The organism is Mucilaginibacter auburnensis (genome assembly GCF_002797815.1).
In the GTDB taxonomy this organism is placed as follows: Bacteria; Bacteroidota; Bacteroidia; order Sphingobacteriales; family Sphingobacteriaceae; genus Mucilaginibacter; species Mucilaginibacter auburnensis.
The window spans coordinates 1,500,784-1,519,345 of record NZ_PGFJ01000001.1; the positions used below are offsets into that span (position 1 = coordinate 1,500,784).

The window sequence follows — 18,562 nt, forward strand, 5'->3', positions numbered from 1 at the left end:
GTAGCTGGTTGGTTAAAAACAGAATTTTAATCCATTAACTGATAAAAAGGATGCTTGATTTGGTGAGCGTGTAAATTCGCTCATTCACTAACTCACTCATTCACTCATTAAAGCATGCGTGTTTATTTAGATAATGCGGCTACTACACCGCTTGATCCCGAGGTTATTAAAGTGATGAGCGAGGTAATGGGGAGCCATTTTGGTAATCCGTCATCCATACACGCGCATGGGCGCGAGGGGCGCACACTGGTTGAAAGGGCGCGTAAAACTGTTGCCGGTTTGCTGCATACGTCTCCTGCTGAGATTTTCTTTACCGGCAGTGGTACCGAGGCCGATAACATGGCTATTCGTTGTGGTATTATTGATAATAACATAACACACGCTATAACTACCCGCATTGAGCACCATGCCGTAATACACACCCTGGAAGCTTTAGAAAAAGCCGGCACTATTAAACTAAGCTTTGTTGATATTGATGATAAAGGCAACGTTGACTATGCGCACTTAGAAGATTTGCTTAAAACTAACGAGCGCAGCTTTGTATCATTAATGCAAGCCAATAATGAATTAGGTACACTTACAGACATTGAAAAGGTTGGCGAGCTTTGTGAGCAATACAATGCCATTTTTCACTGTGATACGGTACAGACTATGGCCCACTATCCGCATGATCTGGGTAAGCTCAAAGTGCATTTCATTACTTGTGCTGCACATAAATTTCACGGACCTAAAGGCGTGGGGTTTTTATACATCAGTCATAAAATAAAAATAAAGCCGCTTATATATGGCGGTGCACAGGAGCGCAATATGCGCGGTGGTACCGAAAATGTGTATGGTATTGCAGGCCTTGCTAAAGCGCTTGAACTGGCTTATGCCGATATGGAGTTGAAGCAGCAATACATACAAGATTTAAAAGCATACATGATAGCGCAACTGAAAGCCTGCATCCCTGGAGTTCAGTTCAATGGTGAAACGGATGCTGATAAAAGTTTGTATACCGTACTGAACGTTTCGTTCCCTGAAACAGACATAGCCGATATGTTGCTGTTCAAGCTTGATATAGCCGGAATCTCTGTATCTGGTGGAAGTGCTTGTAGTTCAGGTACAGACATTGGTTCTCACGTACTTACCGCTATAGGCGCAAGTACTACACGGCCTTCTGTAAGGTTCTCTTTCTCTAAGTACAACACCCGGGAAGAAATAGACTTTGTTGTAACAAAGCTGCGCGAATTATTTTCTTAGCTCATTTTTAGTTCAACAGAATTAACCTCCAATTTATTGGCACGGTTATGGTTTATTAATTTGTAATTAAAATAATAAACCTATGAACTACGAAAATCAAAATTCCGGAAACGGTAACCGCCCAGAAGAAAGACCTGAAAGAAGACAATCAGAGCAAGAAGGTTCAGGATATAGCCCGCAAAGGGAGCAACAACAACAGGATTCAGGTAACGACGCCTCATTTAGTGAGCAAAATGACGTTACGCCGCCAAACGAACATGAGTTCCCTTCTGAAGGACCCTCTCGTGCGGACTTTCAACCTCAACACCATAGCCGGAGTACCGGCAGAATGGTAGGCCATGAACCCGGCACCGAAAGCATATAACCAACACAAGCATCTACCTTAAAAACAAACGCCATGATTTTAGAACAGAATAAATTTGGATACAACCCGGATAACTATGATGATGAACCATCAGATTATGTGAATAGCGATAACGCTTATAATGCTGATGACCTGTCAAGAGACAGCGCAGAGGAATTTGAAGAAGAGGATGATGACTTTGCTCAGGATGACGAAGACGATGAGTTTGTTGACGTTGAAGAAGACGACGATGACCTGGATGATTTAGACAACGAAGTAGCAGATGATGATACTGATGTATTTGAAGATGATCCTATCAATGATGATGTGACTGATTATCCGTCAGGCAATCCGGAAGCATTTAGCGAAGAAGGCAGAAAACCCGTTTATATTAAGGACATGCCTTATATAGATGCACGTTAAAAATAGCATATAAATAAAAATGGCTCCCAAATGGAGCCATTTTTATTTTATAAAGTCTTTTAATTTTTCATCATTTTAAGGAAAGCGCTTAGTTCTTCCTTCATTTCGCGGCGGTCAACTATAAAATCTAAAAATCCGTGTTCCTGTACAAATTCTGCAGTCTGGAAACCTTTTGGTAAATCTTTTTTTATAGTTTCTTTAATAACACGTGGACCTGCAAAGCCAATTAATGCACCCGGCTCGGCAATGTTAATGTCGCCCAGCATAGCATATGATGCGGTTACACCACCTGTTGTAGGATCGGTAAGTAGTGATATGAAAGGTATTTTAGCCTGACCTAACAGCGCCAGTTTTGCAGAAGTTTTAGCCATTTGCATTAACGAAAAAGCTGCCTCCATCATGCGTGCACCGCCTGATTTTGATATCATCAGGAAGGGAACTTTATGCTCAATGCTGTAATCGATAGAGCGGGCAATTTTTTCGCCTACTACAGATCCCATTGAACCACCGATAAAACCAAAGTCCATACAGGCAATAACCAGATCTTGTCCGTTTACTTTGCCTACGCCTGCACGTATAGCATCTTTCAATCCGGTTTTAAACTGGGTTTCTGTTAACCTGTCGCTATATTTTTTAGAATCTGTAAACTCCAGAGGATCGCCTGATGTCATATCAGGGAAGAGCTCCGTGAACTCATTATTATCAAAAAGTACCGAAAAATACTCTTTTGAACCTATACGTAGGTGATAGCCACAATAATGGCAAACGTATTGGTTTTCAACTTGTTCGGAATAGTGGAGGGGTTTTTTACATTGCGGGCATTTGTTCCAGATACCATCAGGTGCCTCTTTTTTTTGCTCAGTAGTAGTAATTATCCCTTTTGATTCGCGTTTAAACCAACTCATACCTGTTTCTAACTCTTTCAAATTGATGCAAAGAAACGAATTATTTTGTAGATATGAGATTTGAGATAACAGATTTGAGATGTAAACCACATTTATTCAGAAAAAACTCGCGTCTCATGTCTCATATTTCGCATCTAAATTTTAACTTCGGCACTACAAACTTTGATTATGGATTTAAAAAATTATAAAGGCGTACTGCATGGCGATCAGGTGCAGGAGCTGTTTGAAGCGGCAAAGAAACACCAGTTTGCTTTACCTGCTGTAAATGTTACAGGTACCAACACCATTAACGCGGTTATGGAAACTGCAAAAGCGGTTAACTCACCGGTTATTATACAATTATCACATGGTGGCGCCCAGTTTTATGCAGGTAAATCATTAGATAATTCAAAGCTGCAAGCTTGTATTTTAGGTGGTGTATCTGCCGCTAAACACGTGCATTTGTTGGCTGAGCATTACGGTGTTGCAGTTATACTTCACACAGACCACGCTGCAAAAAAATTATTACCATGGATTGACGGCTTGTTAGAGCACGGCGAGAAGTTTTTTGCTGAAACAGGCAAACCACTGTTTTCTTCGCACATGCTTGACCTTTCTGAAGAGCCTATCGAAGAAAACATTGAAATATCATCTAAATACCTGGAGCGTATGGCCAAAATGGGCATGACGCTGGAGATTGAATTAGGTGTTACCGGTGGTGAAGAAGATGGCGTAGATAACTCTGACGTTGACAGCTCACGTTTATACACCCAGCCTGAAGAAGTTTCTTACTCATACGAACACCTTTCAAAAGTTAGTCACCGTTTTACGGTTGCAGCTGCTTTTGGTAACGTGCATGGCGTTTATAAACCAGGCAATGTTAAATTACAGCCCGTTATTTTGCATAACTCTCAGGAGTATGTTAAAAACAAATTTGGTTTAACTGAAGATAAACCTATTAATTTTGTGTTCCACGGCGGTTCGGGCTCAAGCCAGGAAGAAATTCGCGAAGCTATTAGCTACGGCGCCATTAAAATGAACATTGATACCGATTTGCAATGGGCATTTTGGGAAGGCATTAAAGATTACTACAAAGGTAAAGAAGGTTACCTTCAAAGCCAGATCGGTAACCCTGAAGGTGAAGATTCTCCAAACAAAAAATACTATGATCCACGTGTTTGGTTACGCAAAGCAGAAGAAACCTTTGGTAAACGTTTAGCGCATGCTTTTGAAGATCTGAACTGTGTAAACGCTACGGATAAACTGTAAGCTAAAAGACATAAGTTATATAAAGCGCCGATGTGAAAAACATCGGCGCTTTTTTTTAGTTTTAAGCTTAGCAAAAATATAGTAAGAGGTTTATGGCTAAGAAGAAAAAAAACTTGTTTGAACGGTTTGCCAATTGGGCAACAAATGCAACGGGTAGTTCAACTGCTTTTGTATTGGCAATCGGGATTATAATTGTTTGGCTGGTAACAGGTCCAATTTTTAAGTATTCAGACACCTGGCAGCTTATTATTAATACAGGTACAACCATTGTTACATTTTTAATGGTGTTCCTGATACAGAAAACGCAAAACAAAGATTCAAAAGCTATTCATTTAAAGCTGAATGAACTGCTGGCCTCGCATCAGGGAGCCAGTAACCGTATGGTTGATATTGAAGACCTGACCGAGGAGGAATTAGATCGCTTACATCGGTTTTATGAGCAACTGTCAGACCTGGCCGAGGAGGAAGATGACATTTTGTGTACACACTCTATTGATGCTGCTGAAGAGAATCACCAGTTAAAATTAACCGGACATAAAACCAAACAACATTATTTAGATGCCAAAGCCAGTAGAAATAAAAGTAAACAAAGTAAATAATCCTGAAACGCTGCAAACCGTTTTCGCCATACGTAAGGAGGTGTTTGTAGTAGAACAAAAATGCCCACCCGAACTGGAGTGGGAGCACGAAGAAGATTCGCATCATTTTTTGGCGTTGGTTGATGGAGAGCCTGCCGGTGCCTGCCGCTGGCGTAAAACCGACTTAGGCTATAAATTAGAACGTTTTGCTGTATTAAAACAGCATAGAGGAAAGGGCGTGGCCCACATGATGGTATCAACCGCTTTGAGGGATCTACCTTCGGATGCAGATTATATTTACCTTAATGCACAGATTGACGCTATGCCACTATACGCAAAATCGGGTTTTGAAAAGGTAGGTGAGCAGTTTGAAGAGGCAGGGATACAGCACTTTAAGATGGTGAAAAAGCGAGTTTGATTTCGGAATCCGGATGTTCGATTTCGGATTTTAATTTGTCATTCTGATCGATGACGATTTGCTATCTAAGCGATTGAACCAGCTTGGTTTACCCGATTCTTCGCTGCTTTTAGAATGGCAGCAATAATCTATCCAGTTACTTCCAATTTATACCCCTTACCCCGTACTACAACAATATTCACATTGCCGGCAGGCTCCAATTTTTTACGGAGTTTAGATATAAACATATCCAGGCTGCGCCCTACGATAACGCCTTCATCTTCCCAAATCTCTTTTTGCAAGCGGCTTCTCTCAATAATTTGATTAGGTGAAGATGCGAATATGAGCAATAAGCGTGTTTCAGTTCCGGTTAAATCTGTAGTGTTGTTGTTTATGATAAGTTGCTTTAGCGGAGCATTAAATATTACTTCGCCAATATTAAATACATCGTTCTGCACAACGCCGGGCAAAGTTTTTCGCGATTTGCCTGATCTTAGAAGTAATAAGCCAACAAATGCCAAAACCGGCAAGCCTCCTAACAAAGCGGCATTTTTAGTAAAGGCAACTTTTTTTGGCTTAAATTGAATGTTAATTACATAACACGCTTTAGGCTGTTCCCGGCCCTTACACGTTATAATATCATCTTTTTTGTTTTCAGAAATGGCGTAGCCATAAGTTACCGTTTCTGTTCCGCATTTAATTACATTCACTATGTAATCGCTTGCAAAGGCGTCTTTATTTAAGATCTTCTGGGTTATTTTTACCAGCGACTCCGGCTTAAACATGAGTTCTTTCTCAAACCTTATCTCAAATTCGTTCTCACTTTTCTTTTCTACAGGTAAAACTCTTGATGTACTATCATGCGATTGCAATAACAATTCGTGACCAATTTTACGAAGCAAAATTTCTCTTTTGGCTAAATCAAAATCGCTGGTGTTAGTTAGGCTAAAAGCAATACATATCAAAGCCATTAAGGGCATAAGTACTAAAGCAGCCATGTATTTGCTTTTGCCCAAAAGGGAGTTAAACCTATCTAACATATTGTCAGTATTTTATTTACAAAGGTTTACAATTTTATTTACAATCCATATTCGTTAGCCCGGAAAATGTCAAAGTAGTTTTGCTGAATCAAATTTTACACTACATGAAAAGTAAAAACATTAAAAGATTATTCGCGGTTGTTCCGGCTTTGTTGCTGGTTGCAGCCCTGTTAAATTCCTTTGCACTAAAAGAAAAAGAAGAGGAGAAGAAACCGGTAAATGAAGAAAAAACATCTGCGGTTACCAATATCATCTATAAGTCTGCAGATGGCGGCCAAACATGGCAGGACATCAGCAAAGGACTTCCCGAAAGAATGCAGCGGGAAGGCCTGTGGCAAGACGGGTTATACACTAATGACCACGCAATATATGTACGCGCCGGAAACGGAGTTTATCGCAACGAATCAAATTCAACAACTTCTTCCTGGACAAAAGACGTTTTACCCGGCAATCAGCGTAACATTGTCCCTACCAATAGCGGCATACTTGCTTACAATATTCGCGGCCAATTTCTTAAGAAAATCAACGGAGCAAATAAATGGGTGCCTGTGTATACCAATTTTCAAGAACAAGCTGTGCAATTAGACAAGATGGTAGACTGGATGTATACGACGTATAAAGAAAGAGAAGTCCGCTCTGTATTTGAAACCGCGGATGGTACAGTTTTTATCTCATCTAATAACGGTTTGTTCCGATCAACTAATGGCGGAAAAACCTGGAAACATGTGCATGTTGGCGACGGCAGAATGAAATTGGTAGAGCAAGATGGAGTATTGCTATCAACAGGAAAAGACGGAGTATTAAGATCAACCGATAACGGTGAAAGCTGGGAGAATGTATTGAGCGAAGGTGGCCTTGGTATTGCTGTAGAACCTTTAACCGGCGGATTTGCCACTATAGTTGAGAATGTTGTAACAAAGACCAATACGATACACATTTCGCAGGATAACGGGAAAACATGGAATGAAATAGGAGCCGAGCTTCAGCCTTCCTGGAATAGTTTATTTATGAAAAGAATAGGATTGATAAAATCTTCACCCAATATTTTTGCTATTAAACAGATGGGTAAATACTTGGTATGTGGCCGCTCAGATGGCATATACCGGTCATCAGACATGGGCAAAACATGGACGAAATTGGCGCTTCCTGATGCACAGAACAAAGGCTTCAATTTAACTGTGGGCGGCAGTACACTTTATATCATGCCAAACAAAGGTTGTTGAAGCATATTTACAATAAATAAGGTTTGCGCAAGCTACTTATCAGCCCAAACCTTATTTTCTACACTTATGCGCACATAAAGCATTGCCGCATTGAGGATAGAGAATATAATGGCGGTGTAGTAAAGATTAAACACTAAAGGAATGATAGCTATTTCCAACACCACCTCCATATAGTTAGGATGCTTGAATATTTTATAGGGTCCTTTTTTTACAGGGTATACGCCGGGTACGCGGTATATTTTAGTATTCCAGTATTTGCCTAATGATGATAGCGCCCAAAATTTGAAAGATAGTACGGCTATAAATGCCAGTAACAGGTAATAATTGAAAGGTGTATCATCCCGTAAATTGTACTCCACTATTAATGAAATAACAAATAAGGTATGCATACCCACCATGAAAGGGTAGTGATCCTGTCCGTATTGTATAGCGCCCTGACTTAGCAACCACTTTTCATTCCGGCGCGCTATGTATAGTTCCGACAAGCGTTGAGTGATCAGAAAAGCCAAAAATATATAGAAGTACATTATTAGTTGTTTGATAGTTTAAGCAAAGCCATCTCGCTTGAAAAACCCGGGCCCATAGCCATCATTAAACCATAGCCATCTTCAAAGCCGTCGTTAATAAACTTATCAAGTACGTATAAAACCGTAGCGCTTGACATGTTGCCGTTATCATTCATCACCTCGCGGGTATGTTTCAAAAAATCGCCCTCTACCTGCAAGGCCTTGGTGTAGGCATCTAACACCTTTTTTCCTCCGGGATGAAATATAAAGTTGTTGATGTCGCTCAATTGCAAATTGTGTTTTTGCAGAAACTCACCAATATCCTGTTTTACATTCTCATTAATAAAGGTAGGGATATCTTTAGAGAATAAAACCTTAAAGCCAGTGTCCTTAAATTCCCAGCCCATTACATCTAATGAATCATAGTACAGTTTACTGCTGGCGGCTATGTAATCAACTTTAGCTGCGGGGTGAGGGTGATTGTCGCCTTTAACAATGCAAGCCGCCACGCCGTCAGAAAACAGGCTGGAGCCGATGAAATTGCTCTTGCTGTAATCATTTTTCATCAGCGTAAGCGAACATAGTTCTACCGCTACCAGCAACACCACAGCATCCGGATTAGCAATAGCTACCGTACCCGCTTTAGCCATACCCGAAACACCACCACCACAACCCAAACCCCATATAGGTGTACGGTTAATGTTGGGGTTTAAGCGCATGGCGTTTACTATTAAAGCATCCATGCTCGGTGTAGCCAAACCGGTGGTAGTCACAAATAATATATCGGTTATTTCATCTTTGTTAATGCCTGCCCTTGCAATACAATCTTCAACGGCTTTAACAGAATATTCTAACGCAATTTTCTGAAAATCGGCGTTGCGTTCTTCAAACGTTGTGGGCTGGCCGTACCACTCTAATGGTTTGCAAAAGTTGCGGGTAATGATTTCAGTATTATCGAAAGCAAAGATCAGTCTATCAGTTTGCGGGAAATTGGCCGAAAACATAGCATGGGCCTGCTGTTTAACCGCTTGCTGTTGTGTTTTAAATGGAAAGGTAACCGTAGCGGTTGCTGCTATATGAGGCATAAATTTATAGTGCGAATGTTATGTAAGTTATTATAAAAGCGCTACTACACCCCTTTTGTTTGTAAATAAAAAAAGCTGCCCATGCGGGCAGCTTTTTTGTATATGGATTTAAAATTGATTAATAGAACACAGTGTAAAGCGCCACTAAAATACCAATAATGATCAACGCGCCTGCAGCAAAGCCACCGGTTGTTTTAAACATAGAAGAATCAACTTCCAAACCGTTGGTTTTCTTGCCACGGCTTGCATCAATTAAGCTGATAACGATCATGGCTATCATACAAAGAACAAAGGTGATACCCATACGGTCAAGGAAAGGAATTTCCCACAAACCGCTTTGCGCATTTTTGTAAGCAAAACCAATGTTGTATAAGCCTGAAAGATCAGCAAACTTAGGTAAGAACTTAAAGAATACCGAGATGCCAAAACCACCTATAGTAGCAAATAAAGCTGCGTTTGATGATGCTTTTTTCCAGAAGAAGCCTAAGAAGAACATGGCGAAAATACCCGGAGATACGAAGCCTGTGTACTCCTGAATAAACTGGAAACCACCTTTTTTATCAATACCCAGGAAAGGTGAAATAATAACACCTAATGCCATAGCAATAACTACAGTGGCTTTACCTACAGTAACCAGGTTTTTCTCGCTGGCTTCAGGGTTAATTTTCTTTTTGTAGATGTCAAGCGTAAAAATGGTTGCAATACTATTGGCTTTACCTGCTAATGAAGCAACTACCGCAGCTGTTAAGGCTGCAAAAGCTAACCCTTTAATACCTGAAGGTAACAAGTTCAATAACACGGGGTAAGCGTTATCGGCATTTTCGCCAACGCTTGCAGCGCTTTGCGGATCAAATACCTGCTCCTTAAACAACACGTAAGCAGCAATACCGGGTAATACCACAATTACCGGCATTAATAATTTAAGGAATGCTGCGAATAAGATACCGCCACGTGCAGTTTTTAAGTCAGCGCCCAAAGCACGCTGCGTGATGTATTGATTACAACCCCAGTAGTTAAGGTTTACAATCCACATACCACCTAACAACACGGTTAAGCCTGGTAAATCGCCATAGCTTTTGTTGTCGCGATCTAAAATCATGTGGAAGTGGTCGTTATAATTGTCGTGCATTAATTTTAAGCCGCTCATTAAACCGCTTTGACCATAATGCTCGGCAACCTGATTTACAGCAATGTAAGTAGTAACCAAACCACCTAATATCAGGAAAAACACCTGTATAACGTCTGTAAAACCAATTACCTTCATACCACCTAAGGTGATGATGATAGAAACCACCGCTAACAAACCTATACAAACGCCAAAGTTAATGCCCGATATTCCGTGTATAGCAATAGCTCCAAGGTAAAGTATGGAAGTTAAGTTAACTATAACATAAAGTAAAAGCCAGAAAACAGCCATGATCATTGCTACAGTGCTGTTATAACGCTGATGCAAAAACTGAGGCATGGTAAAGATCTTATTCTTCAGGTAAACCGGAATAAAGAAAACGGCCACAATAACCAGGGTTAATGCCGCCATCCACTCGTAAGTAGATATGGCCAGACCCATGGTAAAGCCGTTGCCGCTCATGGCCACAAATTGTTCGGCAGAAATGTTTGATGCGATAAGTGATGCACCGATAGCCCACCAGGTAAGCGAACCCTCGGCTAAAAAGTAATCTTTTGATGAAGATACACCCACGACTTTTTTACGGTTGTACACCCATAAACCGTAGGCAGCGACGATAACGAAGTAAATTAGGAATACTACCCAATCGCCAATAGCTAATTCTTTCATGTTAATATAATTGGTTTTTTTTTGTAGCAATTATAACCTTTATGTTACGCATTAGCAACAGCACCAGGCAAATATTATTGCATTACTTGTATTTTTTACACGAAATGGTTTTCGTTGTTTTTATATTCAAAACGGAGACTGAATTTAACTTTCTGGTTATAACCTGGCTTGAACGTTTTCTAATTTGTAATTAAAAATTAATACGTTTACTTTTTACCGTCAGTTAACGCCACACGTCTATTTCTTCTCCGCCTTATCTGCCGCTTCATGATAATTATCCAGCGCTTTATCAAAAGGCATCCCGTCGTTATGAATGCATTCACAAAACACGTTGCAAGCCCCCGGATTTTTGGCGTCATCGCATTGCGTTTTGCAGTCGGCAACCGTGTTGCGCGGCATCAGGTCGAACATATGCGTTATGGTGAAAACAAATAACACCAGGAAAGCGAACACACCTGCAAAAAATTTAAAAGGAATTTTCTTATCAATAGTTTTTGGTGTAGGGGTAAACTGTGCATTTGGGAACAGGATAAACTTCAATCTGTGGTAATCCCAGCAAAGCAAATAAATGCATGATGTTACCATTAAAGGCGCGGTCAGCAATGAACCCTCAAAACGTACCGCCAGCGACAGAATGCAAATGTTTAGTATGATAGGAAAGTAAATGAGTACACCCAATAATGCTGTGCGGGGAATAAGCAAAAGCGCCCCGGCCAGCATTTGTAAAATACCTATAAAAGTATAGTAGTAACCGGTATGATGCAGCGCCTCCAAATAGTGCCCCATGGGTTGATTATTATGCAGATCGGTAAAGCGTTCACCAATAATTTTTACATATCCGGCAGGTAAAAAACCTGCTGCCAACGCAATGCGGTTAAATACTGTGAAGTAATTGAACCATTTGTTTTGCCTAACCGTTAGATGCAAGCTATCTAATTTGCCGATATAGTTCATTATAAAAGTACTTTGTTTTGCAAAGTTAAAACTTTATTGCCATCATGAAAATTATTTTTGTAGATGGATGTGAAAGAACTAACATTGATTGGTACAGTCATCAATGTGGAATAATAGTATCTTTAATAAAAATCGAATATGACCTTCAACCTTAGTAATATCTTTCAGAAAAAGCCATTTAATGAACCATTGCTTGATTTAGCAAGCCCACTTTGGAATGCGTTAGAAGGTGGGTATAAAGGCAGCTTTTATAACCCTTCCGGGGCATTATTACGTTTGGAAACGGCAACTACTAAGCATGAGGCTGACCATGTTTATCAGGAACTTTGGAATGAGTTACACCATCAGGGAGATGTTGGATTGGCATCTTATTATGCCGTTCCGCATTTAGTCAGGATAACAAAGGAGAAGAAAAGTGTTGACGAAAATGTTCTCGGGTTAGTTTCTGTAATTGAGATTGAACGACACAGAAATAACAATCCAGCATTGCCTAAAGCTCTTGTTTTATCCTATGAAAGCGCATTAAAAGATTTGGTGGGCCTTGCGCAAGAATTCCTAAACAACGAATTGGAATTATCCATAATATCAGTCGCACTTGCAGCAATTGCTGTTGGAAAAGGCCAAATAAAGCTTGGCAATGCTATACTTAATTTAGATAGTGAAGATATGATTGATGAAATTTTTGAGAATTTTTAATCTATTCATTTCCTGACAATGCTCACTTAACAAGGGTGAGAATAAAAATACAAAAGCCGTTCCTTTTCAGAAACGGCTTTGATATGGTCAATATCTAATTTGATTAGATGTAACGGTTGATCAGGTTTTCTAAGTATTCCTGACGGCCGCTTGTTACAGCAGGCTCACCGTTTTGAATAGCGTATTCGCGCAGGTCTTCTAAAGACAATTTGCCTTCTTCAAACTCTTTACCTTTACCGCTATCGTAAGATGCGTAACGGTCGGCACGGATCTTTTTGTATTCTGATTTTTGCAGGATAGCGTCGGCAGTTACCAATGCACGGGCAAAAATGTCCATACCACCAATGTGAGCGTAGAACAGATCAGCAGGATCTGTTGAGTTTCTGCGGATCTTAGCGTCAAAGTTAACGCCACCACCTTGTAAACCACCGGCTTCAAGAATGATCAACATTGATTCTGTTAATTCGTTAATGTCGTTAGGGAACTGGTCAGTATCCCATCCGTTTTGAATATCACCACGGTTAGCATCAATTGAACCTAACAAGCCTGCGTCAGCAGCAACTTGCAACTCGTGTTGGAAAGTGTGACCAGCCAAAGTAGCGTGGTTAACTTCTATGTTGATCTTAAAATCGTTTAACAGATCGTATTTCTGTAAGAAACCAAACACGGTAGCACTGTCATAATCGTACTGGTGTTTAGTAGGCTCACAAGGTTTTGGCTCAATAAAGAAGTTACCTTTAAAGCCTTGTTTACGAGCGTAATCTTTCGCTGTATGTAAAAATTTAGCTAAGTGCTCTTGCTCACGTTTCATGTTAGTGTTCAAAAGGCTCATGTAACCTTCACGACCACCCCAGAATACGTAGTTTTCGCCACCTAAAGCAATAGTAGCATCTAAAGCAGCTTTAACCTGAGCAGCGCCATGTGTTAACACATGAAAATCAGGGTTGGTAGAAGCGCCGTTCATGTAACGGGCGTGTGAGAACAGGTTAGCAGTACCCCAAAGCAATTTAACACCGCTTTCAGCTTGTTTTTGCTTAGCATACTCAACTAGTGCCTGTAAACGACGATCATTTTCTTTAATGTCGTTAGTGTAATCAACCACGTCCACATCATGGAAGCAGTAGTAAGGCAGGTTTAATTTTGTAAGGAACTCAAATGCAGCGTCCATTTTGTCTTTAGCGCGCTCAACAGCATCAGCTTTTTGGTCCCATTCAAAGTTGTGAGTAGGGCCACCAAAAGGATCAGCGCCATTACCAACAAATGAATGCCAGTAAGCACCCGCAAATTTGAAGTGCTCTTTCATTGTTTTACCGGCTACAACTCTGTTTTCATCATACCAGCGAAACGCCAACGGATTGTCTGACTCCAATCCTTCAAATTTGATCTGGCTAATTCCTTTAAAGAATTCTTTCTCGCCTGTTACTATTTTTCCCATTAGATTATTTGTTAATTACTTAAAATTTTATGGTTGTTAATTATGCTTGTATGCTTTGTTTTTGCTGTAATATATTCAATTGCTGTGTAAGCAAGCCTTTCCATTCTTGGTAAACCGGCTCAAACATTTTTGATGTAGGCTCTATCAGTTGTACCGGTTTCATGTTGCTGAATGCTTCGGCCGGGCTGCTGAAAATATTAGCGCCAATACCGGCGCCTAATGCCGCGCCAACGCTGCCATCGTTTTTATATAACTCAACCGGGATGCCGGTAGCGTTAACAAAAGTTTGCGCGAAAAGGTCGCTCAGGAAAAGGTTGGCTTTACCCGCGCGAATAACTCGTGGACTCATGCCATTCTCGCGCATAATGTCAACACCGTAACGGAACGCGCAGGCAATACCTTCCTGTACCGCACGGAAAATGTGTGCCTGGGTATGCAGGTTCAGATCAATATGGTGGAAGTGTACACCAACCAACTCGTTGTTCAGCATGCGTTCGGCACCGTTACCAAAAGGCAAAATGCGCAAGCCATCGCAACCAATAGGAGCGTGGTTGGCTATCTCGTTCATTTGCTGATAGCTAACTGCAGAGCCGAACAGGTTTTTGGTCCAGCGATACATACTTCCTGTACCATTTATACAAAGCAATACGCCGGTACGTTTCTCTTCTTCGGTATAATTAACGTGTGCAAAGGTGTTAACGCGAGATTGCGGATCATAAGTCAGATCATCACTCACACCGTATATAACGCCTGAAGTACCAGCTGTAGCAGCAACTTCGCCTGCGTTCAATACATTTAATGAAAGGGCGTTGTTAGGCTGGTCTCCTGCTTTGTAGGATACCGGGATGCCTGGTTTAAGGCCCAATTTGTCGGCAATAGTATTGTTAACTTCGCCATGGTTAGAGAATACCGGTTTGATCTCCGGGAAGAAGCTTTCTTCAAATCCGTAATAATCAATTATTTCTTTAGAGATGCTGTTGTTCTTAAAATCAAAGAACACGCCTTCTGAAAGGGCAGATATGGAAGTGGTTATGCTACCTGTTAGCTTCATGGCGATGTAATCGCCGGGCAGCATAATTTTATCTATCTGATTGTATATTTCCGGCTCATTCTTTTTTACCCAGGCCAGTTTTGACGCGGTAAAGTTGCCCGGAGAGTTTAATAAATGCGATAAACAAACTTCATGACCAATAGCATCAAAAGCTTCGTCGCCAATTTCTACAGCGCGGCTATCGCACCAGATAATACTGTCGCGTAATAATTTTTGTTCTTTATCAACCAATACAAGGCCGTGCATCTGGTAAGCAATACCAATAGCGGCAATATCTGTCGGATCGTATTTTTGAGTGCTGTTACACAAGCCAATAGCTTGTTGCGCCTGCTGCCACCACATCTCCGGAGATTGCTCTGCCCAGCCTAATTGCAGCGACGTTATAGGCGACTCGGTATCAGGGTAAGTTGCAGACGCAATGGTTTTTTGCGTTGCAGAATCAACAACAGATGCTTTTACTGATGATGTGCCTATATCTATTCCGAGAAGTAACATGCTATATATAAGTTAATTGTAAATTTATTCGTAACGGTTGTGCTTATGCTGGTCCGTGCTACGAAATTAAATCTTTTTTTTAATATGCAATCGATTGCAGGCAATTATTTTTATCATATTTGTAATAATTTCAATGAAACCTAAAAAGCGAGTTACCATTTATGATATTGCCGAAAAGCTGAACATTACGGCATCGTCGGTATCTCGGGCGTTAAACAACAGCAGCCACGTAAACGAAGAAACCAAAAAGCTGGTACTTAAAACTGCAGCCGAGCTTAATTACAAACGGAACATACTGGCATCTAACCTGCGTATGGGCAAAAGCCATACAATAGGGGTTGTGGTGCCGCGTATCAATCAAAACATTTTCTCTAATGTTATTGCCGGTTTGGAGGAGGTTACCAATCAACAAAATTATAACCTCATTATCTGCCAGTCTAACGAGTCGGTAGCTAAAGAGATCAAGTGTGTTAACGCGCTGGTTGATCAGCATGTTGATTGTATAATTATCTCCATGTCGGTTGAGACTGACGATATAAGCCATCTTAGAAACGTAATAAGCCACGGTATACAACTTATTCAGTTTGACCGTGTAGCTACCGAACTGGAAACGCTGAAAGTGATCAACGACAACGAGCAAGCCTCTATGGAGGCCGTTGAGCATTTGATACAGCAAGGTTACCGGCGTATAGCTTTATTAGAGGGGCCTCAAAATCTGGATATTTTTAAACAACGCCGCAACGGCTATTTACGTGCCCTCCAAAAACATAATATTGAAATTGACGAAGAACTGGTAATGAAGAATGCCTGGACAAAGGAGTTGGGTGCCGAAGCAACGCGCAAGCTGTTAAGTCTGCCCAATCCGCCCGATGCCATTTTCGCCTCAACGTCAGATTTCTCTGCCTTAGGCGTATTGGATGTAGCGCATGATATGAACATCAGCGTGCCTGAGCAATTAGGCATCTGCGGTTACGCCAATGAGGCTTTTACCGAGTTAACCAACCCTTCTATCACCACTATAGATCAGTTCAGTATACATATGGGCCGCACCATTGCCAATTTGTATTTTGAGGAAGCAAAGAATACGGAAACCATCCGACAGCCTAAAGTGATCAGTTTAAAGCCGGAATTGATTATTAGGTCTTCTACGTTGAGGAATGCTAAATAAGATTTACCTTTGAATCAACGCTTATCACTATGCTAAAAAATTTAAAACTAATCATCGTTATCATTCTATTTACTGCCTACGGTTGTAAAAAAGAAGCTTCCAATAATAATACCGGTAACAAACCGGCAGAAGTACCCATTACTAAAATAGACAGACCTATCTCTGTAAGCGCAACAAAAGGTGTTTGGGGAACAAAAGTTGTTATCTCTTGGGTAGCAATCCCTTTGGCAAAAAAGTATCAAGTATTTAAATATGATGATGCTGCTAAACAATATATATTGTTTAAAGAAACGCAGGAAACTACCGTTGATGACTTGGTTGGTAATGCCTTGGTTAAATATTTTTACAAGGTCAAAGTTTATAACAGTACTACAGAGTTTAGTGATTTCAGTGACATTGATTATGGTTATACGTCAGGAAAAACATATAATAAATACACGTCTTTTGGTTCTGAAGGCTATGCTATAAAGCAGTTTCAATTTGCGACAAATGTAGAAACGGACAATTTTGGTAATATATATGTAAGTGACGAAAACATACCACGCATCCAGAAATTTGACCCGGAGGGTAATTACATAGAAAACTTTTTTAACGCATCTGGCTCAGGCACCCGAGGAATGTGTTTTTTACCCAATGGCAACATTGTAGTTACGCACATTAATGAAAGTTCAAATAATATAAGTATTCTGAGTCCGGATCGGAAAGTTATTAAATCATTTGGTCCTTTGGGGCAAGGGGATGGTGACGGCAAATTTGGTAATACCCGACAAATATGCTCAGATAATGAAAGTAATATTTATGTTGTTGATCAACTTCGTAACAGTGTACAAAAATTTAACAAAGACGGAAATTTTTTATTGAAATTTGGCAATAGCGGCGCGTCTTCATTAGATCACCCATGGGGAATTTGTTATTTAAAAGACAAAATTTACGTGTCAAGTTCAACAACTTCTTTTGTAAATGTTTATTCTATATCGGGCTCATATATAAAGTCAATCAACGTTGGAGCTCCCGGATACTGTGTTAAAACCGATGGAGAAAGCTTATTTATCGGATCATCAGCTTATGTAATTAAAACGGATGTTAACGGAGAAGTGATTGAAAAAATTGGAATTGGAGACCTGACAAGCGTAAGTCCCGGTATTGCAATAAGTACTAAAGGAGATTTGATTGTTACGGATATGTATGCTAATAGAATAGTTGTCTTCAAAAGGAAATAGTGAGCATAGAAAGTAAATCTAATCGTAAAACATCCTTTGCTGATATACCCTTTTCAAGCGTCTCTGTCGGTCCACCAAGTTGGTCGAAGTTAAACTTCGTCCCAAAATAAGGCAAGCATTCTGCTTGCGTAACATAATTGACTTACTATTTGCAACTGTTATAATGTTAAGCTGAAAGCTTAACACATTTTAGTACGAAGTTTGTAAACTTCGGCCAGAAAAGTATCATTACTACATATACATTACACTGATATTGTTTCGATATGGAAAGAGAAAAGGAGTATTACCAAGCATTGCTCGAAGTCGTCTTGAAAAATGATAAGTATCCTTTTGGATTTATAAACGTTTCACATATTGATTATGCAGTGTGGGAAAAAATATTTTCGGAAGAAATTTTAAACGAAAGGTTTTTATTTGACAATATATCCGGCGCTTATTCTATAAACAAACCCCTTTACAAAAAGCACAGGACGTTTTTTGATTCAGAGATTCCTTTTCGGTTTAACTTTAAACTTTTTGAGTATTCAGTAAGTCTGGTTTCTGTTAAAGAAAAAGATTACAAGAAAGATTATTATGAAGTGTTACCTGGATTGTTTGATAAATAGCTTTATAATCTTATAAATTTCCCAACTGGTTAAAGTTTATGAACTCCCCCCCAAACTGGTCGAAGTTTATAACTTCGTCCCCAAATAAGGCAAGTATTCTGCTTGCGTAACATAGTTTGACTTAACTATTTTTGGACTGTTATAACGTTAAGC

The 18,562-nt window shown here is 40.1% G+C and carries 19 protein-coding genes; 11 read left to right on the forward strand and 8 right to left on the reverse strand.

Annotated elements, in window-relative coordinates; translation table 11 throughout:
* The first annotated feature begins 114 nt into the window (after positions 1-114).
* The 3 genes from CLV57_RS06645 (at position 115) to CLV57_RS18325 (ending at position 2,008) form a co-directional block, all read left to right on the forward strand.
* Complete coding sequence (locus tag CLV57_RS06645; protein WP_100340530.1) at positions 115-1,242, forward strand: cysteine desulfurase family protein; 1,128 nt, start codon at positions 115-117, stop codon at positions 1,240-1,242.
* An 82-nt stretch (positions 1,243-1,324) separates the two neighbouring features.
* A complete protein-coding gene (locus CLV57_RS06650) occupies positions 1,325-1,606 on the forward strand; it encodes a hypothetical protein (RefSeq protein ID WP_100340531.1) in 282 nt (93 codons plus the stop codon).
* Positions 1,607-1,639: 33 nt separating this feature from the next.
* Positions 1,640-2,008 carry a hypothetical protein gene (locus tag CLV57_RS18325; protein WP_157799085.1) on the forward strand — a complete coding sequence of 123 codons (369 nt, stop codon included), beginning with the start codon at positions 1,640-1,642 and terminating at the stop codon, positions 2,006-2,008.
* A gap of 59 nt (positions 2,009-2,067) precedes the next feature.
* Here CLV57_RS18325 and accD read toward each other — a convergent pair whose 3' ends face one another.
* A complete protein-coding gene (gene accD, locus CLV57_RS06655; RefSeq protein ID WP_100340532.1) occupies positions 2,068-2,913 on the reverse strand; it encodes an acetyl-CoA carboxylase, carboxyltransferase subunit beta in 846 nt (281 codons plus the stop codon).
* Between the two features lie 168 nt (positions 2,914-3,081).
* Here accD and fbaA point away from each other — a divergent pair, with 168 nt between their 5' ends.
* From fbaA to CLV57_RS06670, 3 genes are all read left to right on the forward strand, one after another.
* Positions 3,082-4,161: a class II fructose-bisphosphate aldolase gene (gene fbaA, locus CLV57_RS06660; RefSeq protein WP_100340533.1), complete on the forward strand. Its 1,080-nt coding sequence runs from the start codon at positions 3,082-3,084 to the stop codon at positions 4,159-4,161.
* Positions 4,162-4,253: 92 nt separating this feature from the next.
* Positions 4,254-4,760: a low affinity iron permease family protein gene (locus CLV57_RS06665; RefSeq protein ID WP_100340534.1), complete on the forward strand. Its 507-nt coding sequence runs from the start codon at positions 4,254-4,256 to the stop codon at positions 4,758-4,760.
* A complete protein-coding gene (locus CLV57_RS06670) occupies positions 4,720-5,157 on the forward strand; it encodes a GNAT family N-acetyltransferase (protein WP_100340535.1) in 438 nt (145 codons plus the stop codon). Before CLV57_RS06665 ends, CLV57_RS06670 begins: the two co-directional genes overlap by 41 nt.
* Before the next feature lie 128 nt (positions 5,158-5,285).
* Here the strand turns inward: CLV57_RS06670 and CLV57_RS06675 are convergent, their stop codons facing one another.
* The gene (locus tag CLV57_RS06675) at positions 5,286-6,176 is read right to left on the reverse strand and encodes a winged helix-turn-helix domain-containing protein (RefSeq protein ID WP_100340536.1); all 891 of its coding nucleotides are present in this window, start codon (positions 6,174-6,176) and stop codon (positions 5,286-5,288) included.
* A gap of 104 nt (positions 6,177-6,280) precedes the next feature.
* Here CLV57_RS06675 and CLV57_RS06680 point away from each other — a divergent pair, with 104 nt between their 5' ends.
* The gene (locus tag CLV57_RS06680) at positions 6,281-7,399 is read left to right on the forward strand and encodes a WD40/YVTN/BNR-like repeat-containing protein (RefSeq protein ID WP_100340537.1); all 1,119 of its coding nucleotides are present in this window, start codon (positions 6,281-6,283) and stop codon (positions 7,397-7,399) included.
* A gap of 32 nt (positions 7,400-7,431) precedes the next feature.
* Here CLV57_RS06680 and CLV57_RS06685 read toward each other — a convergent pair whose 3' ends face one another.
* From CLV57_RS06685 to CLV57_RS06700, 4 genes are all read right to left on the reverse strand, one after another.
* A complete protein-coding gene (locus CLV57_RS06685; RefSeq protein ID WP_100340538.1) occupies positions 7,432-7,926 on the reverse strand; it encodes an isoprenylcysteine carboxyl methyltransferase family protein in 495 nt (164 codons plus the stop codon).
* Positions 7,927-7,928: 2 nt separating this feature from the next.
* Positions 7,929-8,990, reverse strand: a complete 1,062-nt coding sequence (locus CLV57_RS06690; RefSeq protein ID WP_100340539.1) for a type III polyketide synthase — start codon at positions 8,988-8,990, stop codon at positions 7,929-7,931.
* A gap of 118 nt (positions 8,991-9,108) precedes the next feature.
* Positions 9,109-10,785, reverse strand: a complete 1,677-nt coding sequence (locus CLV57_RS06695; protein WP_100340540.1) for a sodium:solute symporter family transporter — start codon at positions 10,783-10,785, stop codon at positions 9,109-9,111.
* Between the two features lie 237 nt (positions 10,786-11,022).
* The gene (locus CLV57_RS06700; protein ID WP_100340541.1) at positions 11,023-11,739 is read right to left on the reverse strand and encodes a hypothetical protein; all 717 of its coding nucleotides are present in this window, start codon (positions 11,737-11,739) and stop codon (positions 11,023-11,025) included.
* Between the two features lie 138 nt (positions 11,740-11,877).
* Between CLV57_RS06700 and CLV57_RS06705 the strand changes: the two genes are divergently transcribed.
* Positions 11,878-12,435 carry a hypothetical protein gene (locus tag CLV57_RS06705; RefSeq protein ID WP_100340542.1) on the forward strand — a complete coding sequence of 186 codons (558 nt, stop codon included), beginning with the start codon at positions 11,878-11,880 and terminating at the stop codon, positions 12,433-12,435.
* A 103-nt stretch (positions 12,436-12,538) separates the two neighbouring features.
* Here CLV57_RS06705 and xylA read toward each other — a convergent pair whose 3' ends face one another.
* Positions 12,539-13,870, reverse strand: coding sequence for a xylose isomerase (gene xylA / locus CLV57_RS06710; protein ID WP_100340543.1), 1,332 nt, complete (start codon positions 13,868-13,870; stop codon positions 12,539-12,541).
* Between the two features lie 40 nt (positions 13,871-13,910).
* Positions 13,911-15,416 carry a xylulokinase gene (locus tag CLV57_RS06715; protein ID WP_100340544.1) on the reverse strand — a complete coding sequence of 502 codons (1,506 nt, stop codon included), beginning with the start codon at positions 15,414-15,416 and terminating at the stop codon, positions 13,911-13,913.
* Between the two features lie 133 nt (positions 15,417-15,549).
* Here CLV57_RS06715 and CLV57_RS06720 point away from each other — a divergent pair, with 133 nt between their 5' ends.
* From CLV57_RS06720 to CLV57_RS06730, 3 genes are all read left to right on the forward strand, one after another.
* On the forward strand, positions 15,550-16,584 hold the full coding sequence (locus CLV57_RS06720; protein WP_100340545.1) for a LacI family DNA-binding transcriptional regulator: 1,035 nt from the start codon (positions 15,550-15,552) through the stop codon (positions 16,582-16,584).
* A gap of 29 nt (positions 16,585-16,613) precedes the next feature.
* Positions 16,614-17,804 (forward strand): NHL repeat-containing protein, encoded by a 1,191-nt coding sequence (locus CLV57_RS06725; protein ID WP_100340546.1) that lies wholly within the window; start codon positions 16,614-16,616, stop codon positions 17,802-17,804.
* 263 nt (positions 17,805-18,067) lie between these two features.
* The gene (locus CLV57_RS06730; protein WP_157799086.1) at positions 18,068-18,409 is read left to right on the forward strand and encodes a hypothetical protein; all 342 of its coding nucleotides are present in this window, start codon (positions 18,068-18,070) and stop codon (positions 18,407-18,409) included.
* Positions 18,410-18,562 lie beyond the last annotated feature (153 nt).